At 59.2% G+C, this 14,189-nt stretch carries 14 protein-coding genes; 2 read left to right on the top strand and 12 right to left on the bottom strand.

The window, feature by feature from the left end; translation table 11 throughout:
- Nucleotides 1-11 precede the first annotated feature (11 nt).
- The 7 genes from ccmB to yajC all read right to left on the bottom strand — a co-directional run bounded on the left by ccmB (nt 12) and on the right by yajC (nt 5,480).
- The gene (gene ccmB / locus ACR0NO_RS12430) at nt 12-668 is read right to left on the bottom strand and encodes a heme exporter protein CcmB (RefSeq protein WP_480724158.1); all 657 of its coding nucleotides are present in this window, start codon (nt 666-668) and stop codon (nt 12-14) included.
- Nucleotides 665-1,279 carry a heme ABC exporter ATP-binding protein CcmA gene (gene ccmA, locus ACR0NO_RS12425; RefSeq protein ID WP_480724157.1) on the bottom strand — a complete coding sequence of 205 codons (615 nt, stop codon included), beginning with the start codon at nt 1,277-1,279 and terminating at the stop codon, nt 665-667. The genes ccmB and ccmA overlap by 4 nt, the downstream gene beginning before the upstream one ends.
- Before the next feature lie 145 nt (nt 1,280-1,424).
- The gene (locus tag ACR0NO_RS12420; RefSeq protein ID WP_480724156.1) at nt 1,425-1,778 is read right to left on the bottom strand and encodes an Mth938-like domain-containing protein; all 354 of its coding nucleotides are present in this window, start codon (nt 1,776-1,778) and stop codon (nt 1,425-1,427) included.
- A 9-nt stretch (nt 1,779-1,787) separates the two neighbouring features.
- On the bottom strand, nt 1,788-2,534 hold the full coding sequence (locus ACR0NO_RS12415; RefSeq protein WP_170688885.1) for a TSUP family transporter: 747 nt from the start codon (nt 2,532-2,534) through the stop codon (nt 1,788-1,790).
- The gene (gene secF / locus ACR0NO_RS12410; protein ID WP_480724155.1) at nt 2,527-3,495 is read right to left on the bottom strand and encodes a protein translocase subunit SecF; all 969 of its coding nucleotides are present in this window, start codon (nt 3,493-3,495) and stop codon (nt 2,527-2,529) included. The genes ACR0NO_RS12415 and secF overlap by 8 nt, the downstream gene beginning before the upstream one ends.
- A 2-nt stretch (nt 3,496-3,497) precedes the next feature.
- On the bottom strand, nt 3,498-5,159 hold the full coding sequence (gene secD, locus ACR0NO_RS12405; RefSeq protein ID WP_480724154.1) for a protein translocase subunit SecD: 1,662 nt from the start codon (nt 5,157-5,159) through the stop codon (nt 3,498-3,500).
- Between the two features lie 33 nt (nt 5,160-5,192).
- Complete coding sequence (gene yajC, locus ACR0NO_RS12400; RefSeq protein WP_155151194.1) at nt 5,193-5,480, bottom strand: preprotein translocase subunit YajC; 288 nt, start codon at nt 5,478-5,480, stop codon at nt 5,193-5,195.
- Between the two features lie 345 nt (nt 5,481-5,825).
- Between yajC and ACR0NO_RS12395 the strand changes: the two genes are divergently transcribed.
- Together ACR0NO_RS12395 and serS are read left to right on the top strand one after the other, a co-directional pair.
- Nucleotides 5,826-7,340, top strand: a complete 1,515-nt coding sequence (locus tag ACR0NO_RS12395) for a mechanosensitive ion channel family protein (protein WP_480724153.1) — start codon at nt 5,826-5,828, stop codon at nt 7,338-7,340.
- 88 nt (nt 7,341-7,428) lie between these two features.
- Nucleotides 7,429-8,721 (top strand): serine--tRNA ligase, encoded by a 1,293-nt coding sequence (gene serS, locus ACR0NO_RS12390; protein WP_480724152.1) that lies wholly within the window; start codon nt 7,429-7,431, stop codon nt 8,719-8,721.
- 60 nt (nt 8,722-8,781) lie between these two features.
- Here serS and ACR0NO_RS12385 read toward each other — a convergent pair whose 3' ends face one another.
- The 5 genes from ACR0NO_RS12385 to ACR0NO_RS12365 all read right to left on the bottom strand — a co-directional run bounded on the left by ACR0NO_RS12385 (nt 8,782) and on the right by ACR0NO_RS12365 (nt 14,181).
- Complete coding sequence (locus tag ACR0NO_RS12385; RefSeq protein WP_480724151.1) at nt 8,782-9,408, bottom strand: helix-hairpin-helix domain-containing protein; 627 nt, start codon at nt 9,406-9,408, stop codon at nt 8,782-8,784.
- A gap of 72 nt (nt 9,409-9,480) precedes the next feature.
- Entirely contained in the window at nt 9,481-10,470 is a 990-nt protein-coding gene (locus tag ACR0NO_RS12380; protein WP_480724150.1) for a fatty acid desaturase, read from the bottom strand.
- Nucleotides 10,471-10,632: 162 nt separating this feature from the next.
- Nucleotides 10,633-12,096, bottom strand: coding sequence for a ribosome biogenesis GTPase Der (gene der / locus ACR0NO_RS12375; RefSeq protein WP_480724149.1), 1,464 nt, complete (start codon nt 12,094-12,096; stop codon nt 10,633-10,635).
- Nucleotides 12,097-12,144: 48 nt separating this feature from the next.
- Entirely contained in the window at nt 12,145-13,467 is a 1,323-nt protein-coding gene (locus ACR0NO_RS12370) for a PQQ-like beta-propeller repeat protein (RefSeq protein WP_480724148.1), read from the bottom strand.
- A gap of 42 nt (nt 13,468-13,509) precedes the next feature.
- Complete coding sequence (locus ACR0NO_RS12365) at nt 13,510-14,181, bottom strand: hypothetical protein (protein ID WP_480724147.1); 672 nt, start codon at nt 14,179-14,181, stop codon at nt 13,510-13,512.
- Nucleotides 14,182-14,189: the final 8 nt, after the last annotated feature.

Raw genomic sequence — 14,189 nt, 5'->3', positions numbered from 1 at the left:
GTTGTGGCGCTTCACCGCAGATTGATGCGCAGGACCGCTGCGCTGGCGAAGGGCAGCAGAGCGATCGTGGCCATCGTGATCCCCGCCAGCATCAAAAGTGGGGATTGGGTCTCCATCCCGACGGCACCTCGGCGGGCGACTTCTGCGCCGAAGATCAGGGTTGGGACGTAGAGCGGAAGAACCAGCAGCGACAACAGCAGGCCGCCGCGCTTCAAACCGACAGTCAGGGCTGCGCCGAAGGTGCCTATGACGCTCATGGCGGGCGTTCCGAGCAGGAGCGAGATCACCAGCCAGAAGAACCCCGGCGCGGGAAGGTTCAGCAAGACGCCCAGAAACGGTGCCGCCAGAACCAAAGGTAAGCCGGTGGTTATCCAATGCGCCAGAGCTTTGATAGAAACTACAGCCTCAAGCGGGAGAGGCGCGGTAGCCAGAAGGTCCAGCGATCCGTCCTCCCAATCCAGAGCCAGAAGGCGGTCGAGGGACAGCAGGCAGGCCAGCAACGCGCCCAGCCACAGAATTCCCGGCGCGATGGTCGATAGCAGCGACGATTGGGGGCCTACGGCAAAAGGCACCAGAACAGTGACGATCAGGAAAAAGGCCAGGCCGAGACCAAAGCCTCCGCCTGCGCGGAAGGCCAGCTTCAGGTCGCGCAGCAACAGGGCGATCACAGGAAGCCTCCGTCGAAGTCATCAATGGGTTGCGGTTTCGCTTTGTAGGGGCCGACGTCCAGAACCTCTCCGTCGAGGCCGAGGTCGATATGGGTTGCAATCAGGGCCGAGCCACCCTGCCCCAAATGCCCGCGCACAGCGTCAGCGAACATCTGAACGGCGTTTTTGTCGAGTGAGACGGTTGGTTCGTCCAGCATCCAGATCGGCCGCCCCGTGACCAGCATCCGTGCAAGGCCCAGCCTGCGCTTTTGCCCGGCCGACAAGTTGCCCGCATGGCGGTCGGACAGGTCATTCAGCGCAAAGGCGTCTAGTGCTGGCTGGATGTCATGGGTCCCAAAGACGGACGCCCAGAAGGCAAGATTTTCGACAACCGTCAGGGTTGGCTTCAAACCATCGGAATGCGAGGCGTAGGCGATCTGGTCCTCGGCACCTTCGATCTTTCCCGCCAAAGCAGGCTGTAGCCCTGTCAGAGTGCGGAGCAGCGTTGTTTTTCCTATTCCGTTCGGCCCACGCAAAATGAGCGCCTGACCGGGGGTGAGTTTGAAGCTCACCCCCTCGAGCACGGGCACGCCACCACGGGTGATGGTCAGATCGAAAACGGTTAGAGTCATGAGACTCGCTTATCCGATTGGGGACGCAGGCAAAAGGTTGGATTTGACGCAGGGAGCTAGGGCAGTGCGCTTGGATGTGTTCGGATGCGAGGGGCCAGCCCCTCGCGCTCCCCGAGATATTTTTGGCCAGATGAAAGGGATCCCGTCAGACGGGGATAAGAGCGAGCGCGATGCGGCGACCTTCGGATAGCAGGACGTTGTAGGTACGGCAGGCGGCGGGTGAGTTCATGATCTCGACGCCGATCCCGGCGGATTCGAGAGTTTGGCGCAGCTCGGGCGGGATGTTGACCAGCTCTGCTCCGGTTCCGATGAACAGAACGTCGACCACCTCGGACAGTTCGCGAAGTGGGTCGGCGTCTGAGTATCCGCCCCACGCCTGCGTTCCCGTCGGGCCAGTCAGCACTGCGCCTTGATGCACGCGCCCTCCGATCCGGAAAAAACCGGGGCCGTACCCGTCGACGGGTTCAGCATTGGTGTAGTTGATCTCATTCAATCGCATGCGCCGTGTTTACCCCCAAAGCGGCAGGCCGGACAAGGCCGCCAGCGCAATCGCCAGATAGGCGGCCGCGCGATACAAGCGTTCTCGGTCTGGTCGGAAAAGCCACCCGCCCAGCCAATTGCCCAGCAAGTTGGGTAGCGCCAGAAGAAGACCCAGCCCAGCAGCGGCAAGGGTGACCTGCGCCATACCGGTCAGGTAGCCGAGTAGCAGGAAATCGAACCCGAACAGAAACAGCAGGATCGTCGCGCGAATGACGTCCACCGGTAGTGGGCGCGACATGTAGAACAGGATGACGGCCGGACCAGGGAGCCCGGCGACACCGCCAAGAAACCCGGCGGCTCCGCCGATGCCCGTGACCATCACGCGGCTGACATGACCGTGATAGCGCAGGCCGAGGATCAGAATGGCCAGCATCGCAAGGGCCAGACCGCTGACTGCATAGCGGAAAACCTCTGGCGCGACCTGCGTCAACACCCATAGCCCAAGCGGCAGGACCAGTGCGCAGCCGAGCAGGAGGCGTGTCAGATCGCCCTTGTTCACGGCACTCCATGCCCGGCGCAGATTTGGCAGGGGTCCGAAGATATCCATGATCGTCAGGCCGATCAGCGCTCCGAACGGGCCGAGATAAGGGGTCGCGATGGGCAGGAAAACCAAAGCGGTGCCAAACCCCGAGAAGCCGCGAACGACGCCCCCAAGAAAGGCTGCAAATAAAACTACGGCCAGACCCTGTGGGGACTGGCCGAAGAGCTCAGGCATCTACGTTGGCAAACTGGTTGCCCGCGTTATTGGACGGCTTGGACCAGTCACGCTTGACACCCAGCCACAACAGGATGGTCGAGGCCACGAAGACTGACGAATAGGTCCCCACGATCACACCCCAGATCATCGCGAAGACAAAGCCTCGGATCACGTCCCCGCCCAGCACGTAGAGCGAGATCAGCGCCAGCAGGGTCGTGACCGAGGTCATCACCGTCCGGCTGAGGGTTTCGTTGATCGAGATGTTAAGAACCTCTTTGAGGTCTTTCTTCTTGTACTTCCGCAGGTTCTCGCGCACGCGGTCGAACACGACCACGGTGTCGTTTAGTGAGTAGCCCACGATGGTCAGAAGCGCCGCGATGATAGCCAGATCGAAGCGGATTTGAAGCTCTGAGAAGATGCCGATGGTCAGGATCACGTCATGCACAAGTGCCGCGACCGCGCCAAGAGCGAACTGCCATTCGAACCGCAGCCAGATATAGACGAGCACCGCTCCGATGGCCAAAACGATGGCGATCACGGCTGTCTGGATCAACTCGCCCGAGACTTTGGGGCCAACCGACTCCACCGATACGAATTGGATATCGGGGATCACGGCCTGCAACGCGCCCTTAACAGCTGTGATGGTCGAGGCTTCGACAGCTTCGGCATCTGCTTGCGCCTGAATGCGGATCATCGCGACGTTGTCTTCTGGCCCGAAGGTCGGGTCGAAAATCTCGGTGATCGAGACATCGCCCAGTTCCAGCGGAGCAATCGCGTCACGGTAGACACCCACGTCAATCGGCTGGGTGCTTTCGGTACGGATCGTCGTGCCGCCCCGAAAGTCGATGCCGAAATTCAAGCCCTGCAACATGAATGAGGCAAAAGCCACAACCATCATCAGGGCCGAAATGCCAAGCCAGAGCTTCCATCGGCTGAAGAAATCGAACGAGGTGCTTTGGGGTACGAGTTTCAGTCTCATGATCAAACCTCGATCGTTTTCGGACGGCGGCGTTCGAACCACATGACGACCATCAGGCGCGTCACGAAGATCGCGGTGAAGACCGAGGTCAGGATACCCAGGCCCAGAGTGATGGCGAACCCGCGGACCGGGCCGCTGCCCATGGCAAACAGGATTACCGCCGTGATGAAGGTGGTCACGTTGGCATCCGCGATGGCCGAAAGGGCTTTTTCATAGCCCAACTCAATCGCACGCGCGGGGCCTTTGGCGGATTTCAGTTCCTCTCGGATACGTTCGAAAATCAGCACGTTAGCGTCCACGGCCATACCGACAGTCAGAACAATACCCGCGATACCCGGCAGGGTCAGCGTCGCGCCGATCAGCGAAAGTAGACCGAACAAAAGGCCCACGTTGATGATCAAGGCAATATTGGCAAAGAGACCAAACAAACCGTAGCTGAGCGCCATGAACACCAGCACCGCGGCAAAGGCTACCATAGTGGCGACTTTACCAGCGTCGATGCTGTCCTGACCCAATTCAGGGCCGATGGTACGTTCTTCCAGGAACTCCAGCTCGGCAGGCAAGGCGCCTGCCCGTAGCAGGATGGCAAGGTTGGTGCTTTCCTCGACCGTGAAATTGCCGGTGATGATGCCAGAACCACCAGGAATGTGGCTTTGGATCACAGGGGCCGAGATCACTTCGTCGTCTAGTACGATCGCGAATGGCGCGCCAATATTTTCCAGCGTATAGTCACCGAATTTCCGCGCGCCCGACGTGTTGAACCGGAAGCTGACGGCGGGTCGTCCGTTCTGATCGAACGAGGGCTGCGCATCAACCAGTTCCTCCCCAGTCACGACCGGAGAGGATTCAAGCGTGTAGAACACCCCGCTTTCGTCAATCGACGGCACCACTTCTTCACCGATACCTGCAGCGGCATCCGGGTCCGTGCCACGGCCGACAACAGGGTTGAAGGTCAGCTGCGCCGTGGTACCGATGATCTCTTTCAGCTCGCCTGCACTTCCGATCCCGGGAACCTGAATGAGGATGCGGTCTGCACCTTGACGTTGAATGGTGGGTTCACGTGTACCGACCTCATCGATCCGGCGGCGCACGATCTCTAGCGATTGACGCACGGTGCGATCGTCCGAGGCCAGCTTCTCCGCCTCGGAGAGCTGCACAACGATTGTATCGCCATCGGCAAAGGCCTCGATATCGGTCGCACCGACACCAGTCAGCGTCTGAACCTGTCGGGCCAGACCACGAACGGTTTCGAGCGCACGCGCCATCCCCTCGGGCTGGCTGATGCGGACGCGAATCTGATCGGGGTCGGAGTCCTGACGGCGGATCGTACCAACGGTGGAACGCTCATCCCGCAAGGCGTCGCGGATTTCAGGCCACATCGCCTCCATCCGGGATTCGTAGACATTCTCGACCTTGACCTCGGCCAGCAGATGCGCACCGCCCCGCAGATCGAGGCCCAGATTGACCAAGGAGGACGGCAGCCAGTTCGGCCACAGCGCCGCTTCGGCCTGATTTTCGGGCGTATCCGCGCCAAGCTCAATCGCGGCTTTGGCGTCGTTGGATTGTTCGACCCGCGTGTAGAACGCATTCGGCAGAGCCAAGAGCAGGCCGGTCACACAGACCAGCCAGATCAGAACCCGCTTCCAGGTATCAATTTGCAGCATAACCCTGCCTTTTCAAGGAATTGTAAGGCGAAGTTACTTCGCAGGTTCGGTTTTGTTCAGAACCTGCGCGATAGTCGACTTGACCACACGAACCTTAACGCCCTCGGCGATCTCGACCTCGATCTCGTTGTCGCCTTCCTTGACCTTCGACACCTTGCCGATCAGACCACCTTGTGTGACGACCTGATCGCCACGGCGCACGGCTTCGACCATGGCCTGGTGTTCTTTCATCTTCTTTTGCTGCGGACGGATCAGCAGGAAATACATGATCGCGAAGATCAGGATCAGCGGGAGAAACTGGGCGATTGCGCCACCTTCCATGGGATATTCCTTTTTCTTTGACCTGCGGCACCGTTCCGCAAATTTGGCGGGAACCTATGCGCTGATATGCGTGTTTGCAAGCAATGGCGGCAGCGTGACCCACCTGAACGCACACCTGCCACCATAAGAACCGTAAAAACGTTGCAGATATGTCCTAGGAACACTGTCCAAACCGGGTATAGTTCCAAACAAGGGGGACACATGGCACGGCAATTCAAACCCTTCCATTTGCTACGTTATTTGCTGACTGCAATGGCGGCAGCTCTTTGGCTAAGCCAACCTGTCGAGGCACAAGAGTCACCGACCGATGCGCCTGTGCCAGAAGCTGCAGAATCTGAAACTTTCATGGCCCCAGTTATAATAGACGGGGACGTTCTGTTTCAGGTTCGGGGCTCAAGCGCACTACCCGCCCCCGAGCGTGCCGAAGAAGTTCAAGACAAGATCATAGAAATCGCCGAAGCGTCGGACGCGTCCGAGGTCACGATCAGCTTTGAGGAAACCGAGTTCGGCACCTGGGTTCTGGTTGATGGTGAACGGGTTTCGATCGTCACCGAAGCCGATGCAGAATTGGACCAGATGGAACTCAGCGTTGTCAGCGTTCTGCACGGCAATGCAATCAAACAGGCTATCGAGGCCTACCGTTTGAACCGAACTGAACAGGCGCGGGTTTCAGGCGCTATTGAAGCCGCGGCTTGGACCTTGGGCTTCATTGTCTTTGTGGTTGTCATCTTTTGGCTGCACCGCAGAATCCGGCGGCGGACACTGAGATTCGTGAAGCGCTACCTGAAGGACGTGGAAACCGCCACGGCCAAGAGCGTTCAAGCCGAGGCCATTGCAGCCTTAGTGCGTTACGGTCTGAATTTCGTCCTTTTGGTGATTTTCTTCCTGGGTTTCTACTACTACCTGTCTTTCGTCCTGCTGGCCTTTGCCGAAACCCGGTACTTCGCGCAATTGCTGCTGACCTATCTGACCGAGCCGGTCCTCCTGATCTTCAAAGGCATCCTGAGCTATATCCCAAACATGATCATGCTTGGCCTGATCGCCTGGGTAACTTTGTATATTATCAAGGGCATGCGGGTCTTCTTCGACGCGGTCGAAGCGGGATCGTTCGATATGGGCGATTTTGAGAAGCATTGGGTTAACCCGACCTTCAACATTGCCCGAGTGGTCGTGATACTGATCGCGCTGGTCTTTGCCGTGCCCTACATTCCAGGTTCGGATTCGGCGGCATTTCAGGGCCTGACCATTCTGGTCGGCGCAATGCTGTCGTTGGGCGCGAACTCGGTCGTGTCTAACATGCTGGCCGGTCTCTTCGTGATCTATCGCCGCTCGACCTCGATCGGGGACCGTATTCAGATTGGGGATCACATTGGCGACGTGGTGCAGATCAAGCTGATGGAAACCCATCTGAAATCCATCAAGAACGAGCTGATCTCAATCCCCAACGCGCAGCTGATGAATTCGGACGTGGTGAATTTCTCGAAGAAAACGGATGGCAGCGGGCTGTTGCTGCACACAACCGTTGGCATCGGCTATGAAGAGCCCCCCGAAAAGATCGAGGCAATGCTGATCGAGGCCGCCAATCGCACCAAAGGGATCAAGTCCAAGCCTGAACCCTTTGTCCTGTGGACCGCGCTGGCCGACTACGCGATCAACTACCAGATCAACGGATACACGACCCGAGGCAGCATTATTCCCAAGATCCGGTCAGATCTGCATCGCAACATAGTGGCCGTATTCAACGAGAATAACGTGCAGATCATGACCCCCTCCTATATCGCTGATCCGCCCGAACCAAAGATTCCGACCGGGGAATGGGACGGACATCTGGCTCATCACGATGAGGAGCCGGACAGTTAGGCGCAGTTTGGTTAACCAGCGCTACACCCTCCGAGATATATGGTGCATAAGCAGTCGCAGTGATTCACTGCATTCAAGGATCTGAACTATGCACGACATCCGCGCCATTCGCGAAAACCCAGCCGCTTTCGACGCCGCTCTCGCGCGCCGTGGGGACGCGCCGGTGTCGTCAGACCTGCTGCGGCTGGACGAGAGCCGCCGCGCCAAGATTTTGGCTGCTGAAACGGCGCAGGCCGAACAGAACAAGGCCAGTAAAGAGGTCGGCGCGGCCAAAGCCCGCGGTGATGAAGCCGAATTTGAGCGTCTGCGCGCGCTAGTAGCTGAAAAGAAGGCCGAAATCGCCCGGATGCAGACCGAGGCCAAGGATCTGGACGCTCTGCTGACAGACCAACTGATCCGTATTGCCAACCTACCCGCCGACGATGTACCAGAGGGCGCCGACGAGAACGACAATGTCGAGGTGAGCCGTTGGGGCACCCCGCGCGAACTGGATTTCGCGCCGAAAGAGCATTTTGAGATTGAGGCCGTTCAAAACGGCATGGATTTCGAAACCGCTGCAAAACTCTCTGGCTCGCGCTTTGTGCTGTTGTCGGGCGGTGTCGCGCGTATCCACCGTGCGCTGGCGCAGTTCATGCTGGACACGCATATCAACGAAAACGGCCTGACCGAAGTCAACGGCCCGGTTCTGGTTCTGTCCGAGATGATGCAGGGCACCGGCCAGCTGCCGAAATTCGGCGAGGACAGCTATCAAACCCGCGAAGGCTGGTGGTTGATCCCGACCTCCGAGGTTTCTCTGACCAACATCGTCAACGACACGATGATCGAGGAAAGCTACCTGCCTCGCCGTTATACCGCGCATTCGCTCTGCTTCCGGTCCGAGGCCGGTTCGGCGGGCAAAGACACCCGCGGGATGCTTCGTCAGCACCAGTTCGAAAAGGTCGAGATGGTCTCGATCACCCATCCCGAGACCTCGGATGACGAGCAAAAACGCATGGTGCGCTGCGCCGAGGGCATTCTGGAAAAGCTTGGCGTGCCTTACCGCACCGTGATCCTGTGTACCGGAGATATGGGCTTTGGCGCCCGCCGTACCTTTGATATCGAGGCATGGCTTCCCGGTCAGGACACCTATCGCGAGATCAGCTCGGTCTCAACCTGTGGCGATTTTCAGGCCCGCCGCATGAATGCGCGTTTCAGGCCCGAAGGTGGTGGCAAGCCGGAATATGTCCACACGCTGAATGGCTCGGGACTGGCGGTTGGGCGTTGCCTGATCGCCGTGCTAGAAAACGGTCAGAACGCAGACGGCACTGTCACCCTGCCAGACGTTCTTAGCCCCTATCTGGGCGGCAAGCTGTCGCTGCAGCTGGACGGTACGCTGGCATAAGAAAACCGGCATCCGCGTTGCGCGGTGCCGGTTCGAAACACTTGAAAGGGCGAGGAAGGGTTACTTCTTCGCCTTTTTATTATCCTTCTTCTTGTCAGATTTTTTGTCCGACTTCTTGGCATCCTTTTTGCCAGAGTCTTTCTTTTTGTCGGACTTTTTGGACTTGTCGTCCTTCTTGGATTTCTTTCCCTTCTTGGACTTGGCCTTCACCTTGTCCTTGGCCTTGGAGAACGCAGCCTCCATCTCGGCCCGCTTTTTCGCAGCTTTCTCAGCCTTGGCTTTTGCCTTGGCTTTCTTCTTGGCCTTCGCCTCTGCGGCTTCTGCAGCAGCTTTTTCCTCGGCCGCTTTGCGCGCGGCTTCGGCGACGCGTTTCTCGGCAGCGGCGGCGACAACTGTCTTGCGCGCAGCGGGGCGTCGGGCCGCCGGTTTACGCGTAGCGGGTTTGCGGGCAGCAGGTTTCCGGGCGGCTGCGCGACGCGGGGCTGGTTTGGCAGCCGCCGGTTTCGCAGCGGTCGCCTCTTTTGCGGCGGCAATCAGGACCGCTGCGCGCGCCACACCGACGCGGGGGACCTTGACCAGATCTTCCGGTTTCGCTTTCGCAACGGCTTCGGCGGTCTTGAGACCGTTATCGGCCAAACCTTTGGCGAGCTTATCGCCAACGCCTTTTATCTCGGTCAATGCGGTCATTCTGGGTCCTTTCTCTGTCTCCCTGGTCACCTGTATATACACAGGATATACGCTCTTCAAGCGGAGCTGCGCCTATGACGATCCATGGGCCAAGTCAGCAGTCTGCCCTTTTTTCGGAAAAGGCACCAGTCGCTTGGCGTCTTCGTCCCACAGTTTCAGGTTCAACGCGGCCACGGCTTCGGGGAACTTGATCCGACGCGGGGTGTATTCGGGCGGCAGGTTGTAGTGGCACTCACGCAACCGGTAGGACGGGATACGGGCGTTGAAATGGTGAATGTCGTGCAAGGTGATGCAAGCCACCGCGTTATCGAACCACCACCCGAAATCCAGTGCTGACGAGCCCTGAAGAGCCGCGATTTGCGGGTCTAGCTCCGGGCGACGATCCCAATATGTGTCCTCGAAATTGTGCTGTAGGTAGACGAGGAATACGCCCAGCATCCCACCCAGCAAGGAAAACACAAGCCAGACCAGAATACCGGTCGTCCCGGCGATCAGGTAGAGCAGCCCGAGAAAAACGGCGATCGAGAGGTTGTGCAGAACAACGCCCTTCACGCCAAACCGTACAGTGTTTTTGGGCCAACGGTAGCGTATGAAATAGGTGAACAGAGCGCCCACAGGCACGAGAATGAACGGGTTGCGGTACAGGCGATAGACAAGACGTTTGAGCCAGTCCGCCTCGTTCCATTCCCGCAGGGTCATTGTGTGGATTTCACCGGTCTCCCGATGCTCGAGGTTGCCGATCCCCGCATGGTGCAGATTGTGGTTCTGCTTCATCACCTCAAAAGGGGCAAAGGTGAAAGGCGACAACCCGTGCCCTGCCCATTCATTCTGCTGGCGCGTTTCGAACAGGGAATGATGGCCGCAGTCATGTTGCAGCACGTAAAGTCGCACAGCGGAAAACGCAAAAACAATCCCAGCTGGAACCATGACATACCAATGGTCCACATTCACGATCGCCAGGGCCAGCGAGGCAAAATAGACGGCGAAGGTTCCGAAATAGCTCAGGGCTGCAAGCCTGTTGTCCTGAACCGCGTATTGCCGCGTGTAGTCTCTTAGATTCATCAAGCCCTCTCCCACGATGGCCCGGTTAAATGAGAAGCAAAAGGAATTCAGACCCGCCGCAGGACGGGCCGCGCACAGGAAACAAATGCACGCTCCTGAATGCTAGCGTGCAGAAAGAGCGCTGTCACGCCCTTGCACTGAAAATGCTGAAAATTGGCGCAGTTACGCGCGTCCCTTGAGGTGTTTGGCCAAGGCACCGGCGTTTTTCTTGCGCCGTCCTTTGTAAGGGTTCTTGTCACCTTGCCCGCGCAGCGTCAGACGGATCGGCGTACCGGGCATGTCAAAATCCTCTCGCAAGCCGTTGACCAGATAGCGAGTATAGCTGGCCGGCATCTTGTCGGGATGCGAGCACATCACGACAAAGCCCGGCGGGCGCGTTTTTGCCTGGGTCATGTAGCGCAGCTTGATGCGGCGGCCTTGCGGGGCTGGCGGCGGGTGCTGCTCGAGCATGGCGGTCAGCCAGCGGTTCAGCGCGGCTGTGGGCACGCGGCGGTTCCAGATGTCATGGGCACGCAAGATGGCGGCGCGCAGACGTTCCAAACCCCGGCCCGTTTTCGCCGAAACGGTGATCAGCGGCGCGCCTCGCAGTTGCGGCAGAAGCCGGTCGAAGGATTCTTTGAGGTCTCGCAGCTTCTCCTGCTTGTTTTCCTCAACGTCCCATTTATTGACGGCAACCACGACCGCACGGCCTTCCCGCTCGGCCAGATCGGCGATGCGCAGGTCTTGTTGCTCGAACGGAATGGCCGCATCCAGCAGGACAACAACCACTTCGGCGAATTTCACAGCACGCAGACCGTCCGAGACCGAGAGCTTTTCGAGCTTCTCTTGAACTTTCGCCTTTTTGCGCATGCCCGCAGTGTCGAAAATCCGCATCGGCGTGCTTTCGCCATCCGGATCGGCCCAATCGACCCGAAGGCTGATCGCGTCACGGGTAATCCCGGCCTCAGGACCGGTCAGAAGGCGGTCCTCGCCCATGATCTTGTTGATCAGGGTGGATTTGCCTGCGTTCGGTCGGCCGACAACGGCGACCTGCAGAGGCTTCGCTGCGGTGATCAGAGGGGTTTCGCCCTCTCCATCCTCATCCAGCTCGATGTCAACCACTGGGGTATCGTCTTCGGCCTCTTCTTCAGCCGCATCTGCCAGAGGCATCAGCTGGGCGTAAAGGTCGGTCATCCCCTCGCCATGTTCGCCGGAAAGGCGGACAGGTTCGCCGAGGCCAAGGTTATAAGCCTCCAGAACACCAGCATCGGCAGCCGACCCTTCAGCTTTGTTGGCCGCCAAGATCACGTGTTTGGAGCGTTTGCGCAGGATCTCGGCGAACATCTCATCGGTTGGCGTCAGACCGGTACGCGCGTCGATCATGAAGAGGCAGACATCTGCCATATCGACCGCGCGCTCGGTCAGGCGGCGCATGCGGCCCTGAAGGCTGTCGTCGGTCGCGTCCTCAAGACCTGCCGTGTCGATCACGGTGAACCGCAGATCGCCCAGCCGTCCTTCACCTTCGCGCAGGTCGCGCGTCACGCCGGGCTGGTCGTCGACCAAGGCCAGACGTTTGCCCACGAGGCGGTTGAACAATGTGGATTTGCCCACGTTCGGGCGGCCCACGATGGCGAGGGTCAGCGACATGATACTCAACTTTCAAGACTCAGACGCGCCCTTTAGCGCATCTTTTGGTCAACGGAAAGCGTGTAGATCACCTTTGGTCGACACGACATACAGTGTTTGTCCGGCGACGACAGGTGCGGTGGTCGCGCCACCGGGGACTTCGACCTGATGCACAAGCGCCCCGTTCACCGGGTTGAAGAACCGCAGGAACCCGTCATTCGACGCGATCACAATGCGACCTCCGGCCAGGATCGGGCCATAGTGGGCCACGATTGGACCGCGACGGTTAGGCTTGTCTTTGACAAAGCCCGGCAGGTCTTGCGCCCAGATCACCGAACCGTCAGCGCTGTTCAAACGCACCAGCTGGCTGCGGTCGCTGATCAGGAAGATGCTGTTGCCAGCGGGCCAGACAGTATCAACCGCGCCTTCATCTGCAGTCCAGCGGCGCTCACCTGTTCCCGCGTCAAACGCAACGGTACGGCCAGAGTGGTTACCGATGAAGATGGTGTCGCCCACTACCATTGGGCTACCTGTCACGTCGACGATCCGCGCAGTCGCGCGTCCACGGCGTCCCCCCGCCACCGAGGCATTCCAACGGCTGATCCCGCCCCGCTTGAATGTTGCGGCGATATCACCCGAACCAAAGGCAAAGACAGCTAGGTCCGAGGTCACAACTGGCGCAGGTGCGCCCAGAACGTTGCCGACGCTAGGGGTACCCTCAATCTGCCATTGGATGCGGCCATCCTTTGTGTCGACGGTCCAACCGGTCTCATCCCCAGCGACGAGATACAGCAGTCCGTTACTCACCAAAGGCGCGCCACTGCCGGTAGCGTTCAGGCGTTTCTGCCAACGGATCGCGCCTGTCTTGGCATCCAGCGCTGTTAGACGGCCAAAACCCGAGGAGACATAGAGAACGCCGCCGGAATAGGCCATACCACCGCCCGTGGCATCCGCGTCTCCGTCGGTTGCTGGAATCAGATTGGTGCTCCAGGCGACCTGTCCCTGCGGTGTCACCGCCGAAACCGTCGCCCCAGAGTCAAGCGTGTAGACCAGCCCCCCCGCAACAACCGGGTCGGCTGTAATCCGTTGTTTGCGGGAATCGCCATCCCCGATTGAGGCCGACCAAATACGTTGAGGTGTCGCACGCAGCGAAGCATTTGACGTCCGGAAGGCGGGCGTTCCGGGGCTTTGCGGCCAGCTTGCATTTGCGCTCTGCGATGGAAGACTAATTGGCTGCGAGCCGCTTTTGGCAACCGTTTCAAGGTCTGAGGCAGGTCGGATATCCTCGCGCACGCCCGGCAAAATCTGTTCGGGTTCTTCACAAGCGGCCAGAGCGGTCAGGGCCAGTGCCGCAATCGGCAGTCCCACGCGAGAGAAAAGTCTTGTTACCATTTTAATCCGAACTCGCCTGTCATTAACCTGTGTTCCGCCCGATCAGCCCTGCTGAGCGACCAATGGCTCGGGCTCAGCACCCAGTGCAACAATCAATTGCGCCGCGCGTTGCTGCAGATCCACGCTGACCTCTGCGTCCTGACGCAACGCCTGCAACCGCTCTAACGCGGCATCTGTATCACCCTCGGCGATGTCGATCAGCGCCAGTTGCTCTTGCGCCAGAAGGCGCAGCGGGGCGCCGGGTGCGGCCAAAGCCTCGAACTGTTGTCGACGATCTGCAGCGGGCATTGTGTCGGATTGAAGCAGCAGTGCCTTGAAGCTGGCAATGGCGCGGTAAATCTCGGGCAGATCGCCCTGAACGGCCACGGCATTCAGACTGTCGACCGCGTCCTGCCGGGAATCAGCATCGAGCTGTGAGGCGGACAGAAGCATGTTGCGCACAGCCTCACCACCCGGTGTCAGAACGTGCACCTGCTCCAACCCAGCGACACGCGCGGCAGTATCGTTTTCCGCCAGCGCGGCCAGAATGTCATCGCCCAACTTCTGAGCCTGCGACGTGTCCTGCGCCTTGCGGTATTCGTTGAATGCAGCCCCACCGACGATCAGCACGACGGCAACAACACCGACCCAGCCCCAACGCCGCAAAAGCAGATACAGCCGGTCGCGGCGCACCTCTTCCGTGACCTCATCAATGAAACTGTCGGTATCGCTCATACCTGCCC

It is taken from the genome of Ruegeria sp. CL3, from assembly GCF_056536505.1.
The sequence above is the reverse complement of the archived record's forward strand: the minus strand, read 5'-3'. Positions and strand labels throughout refer to the sequence as shown.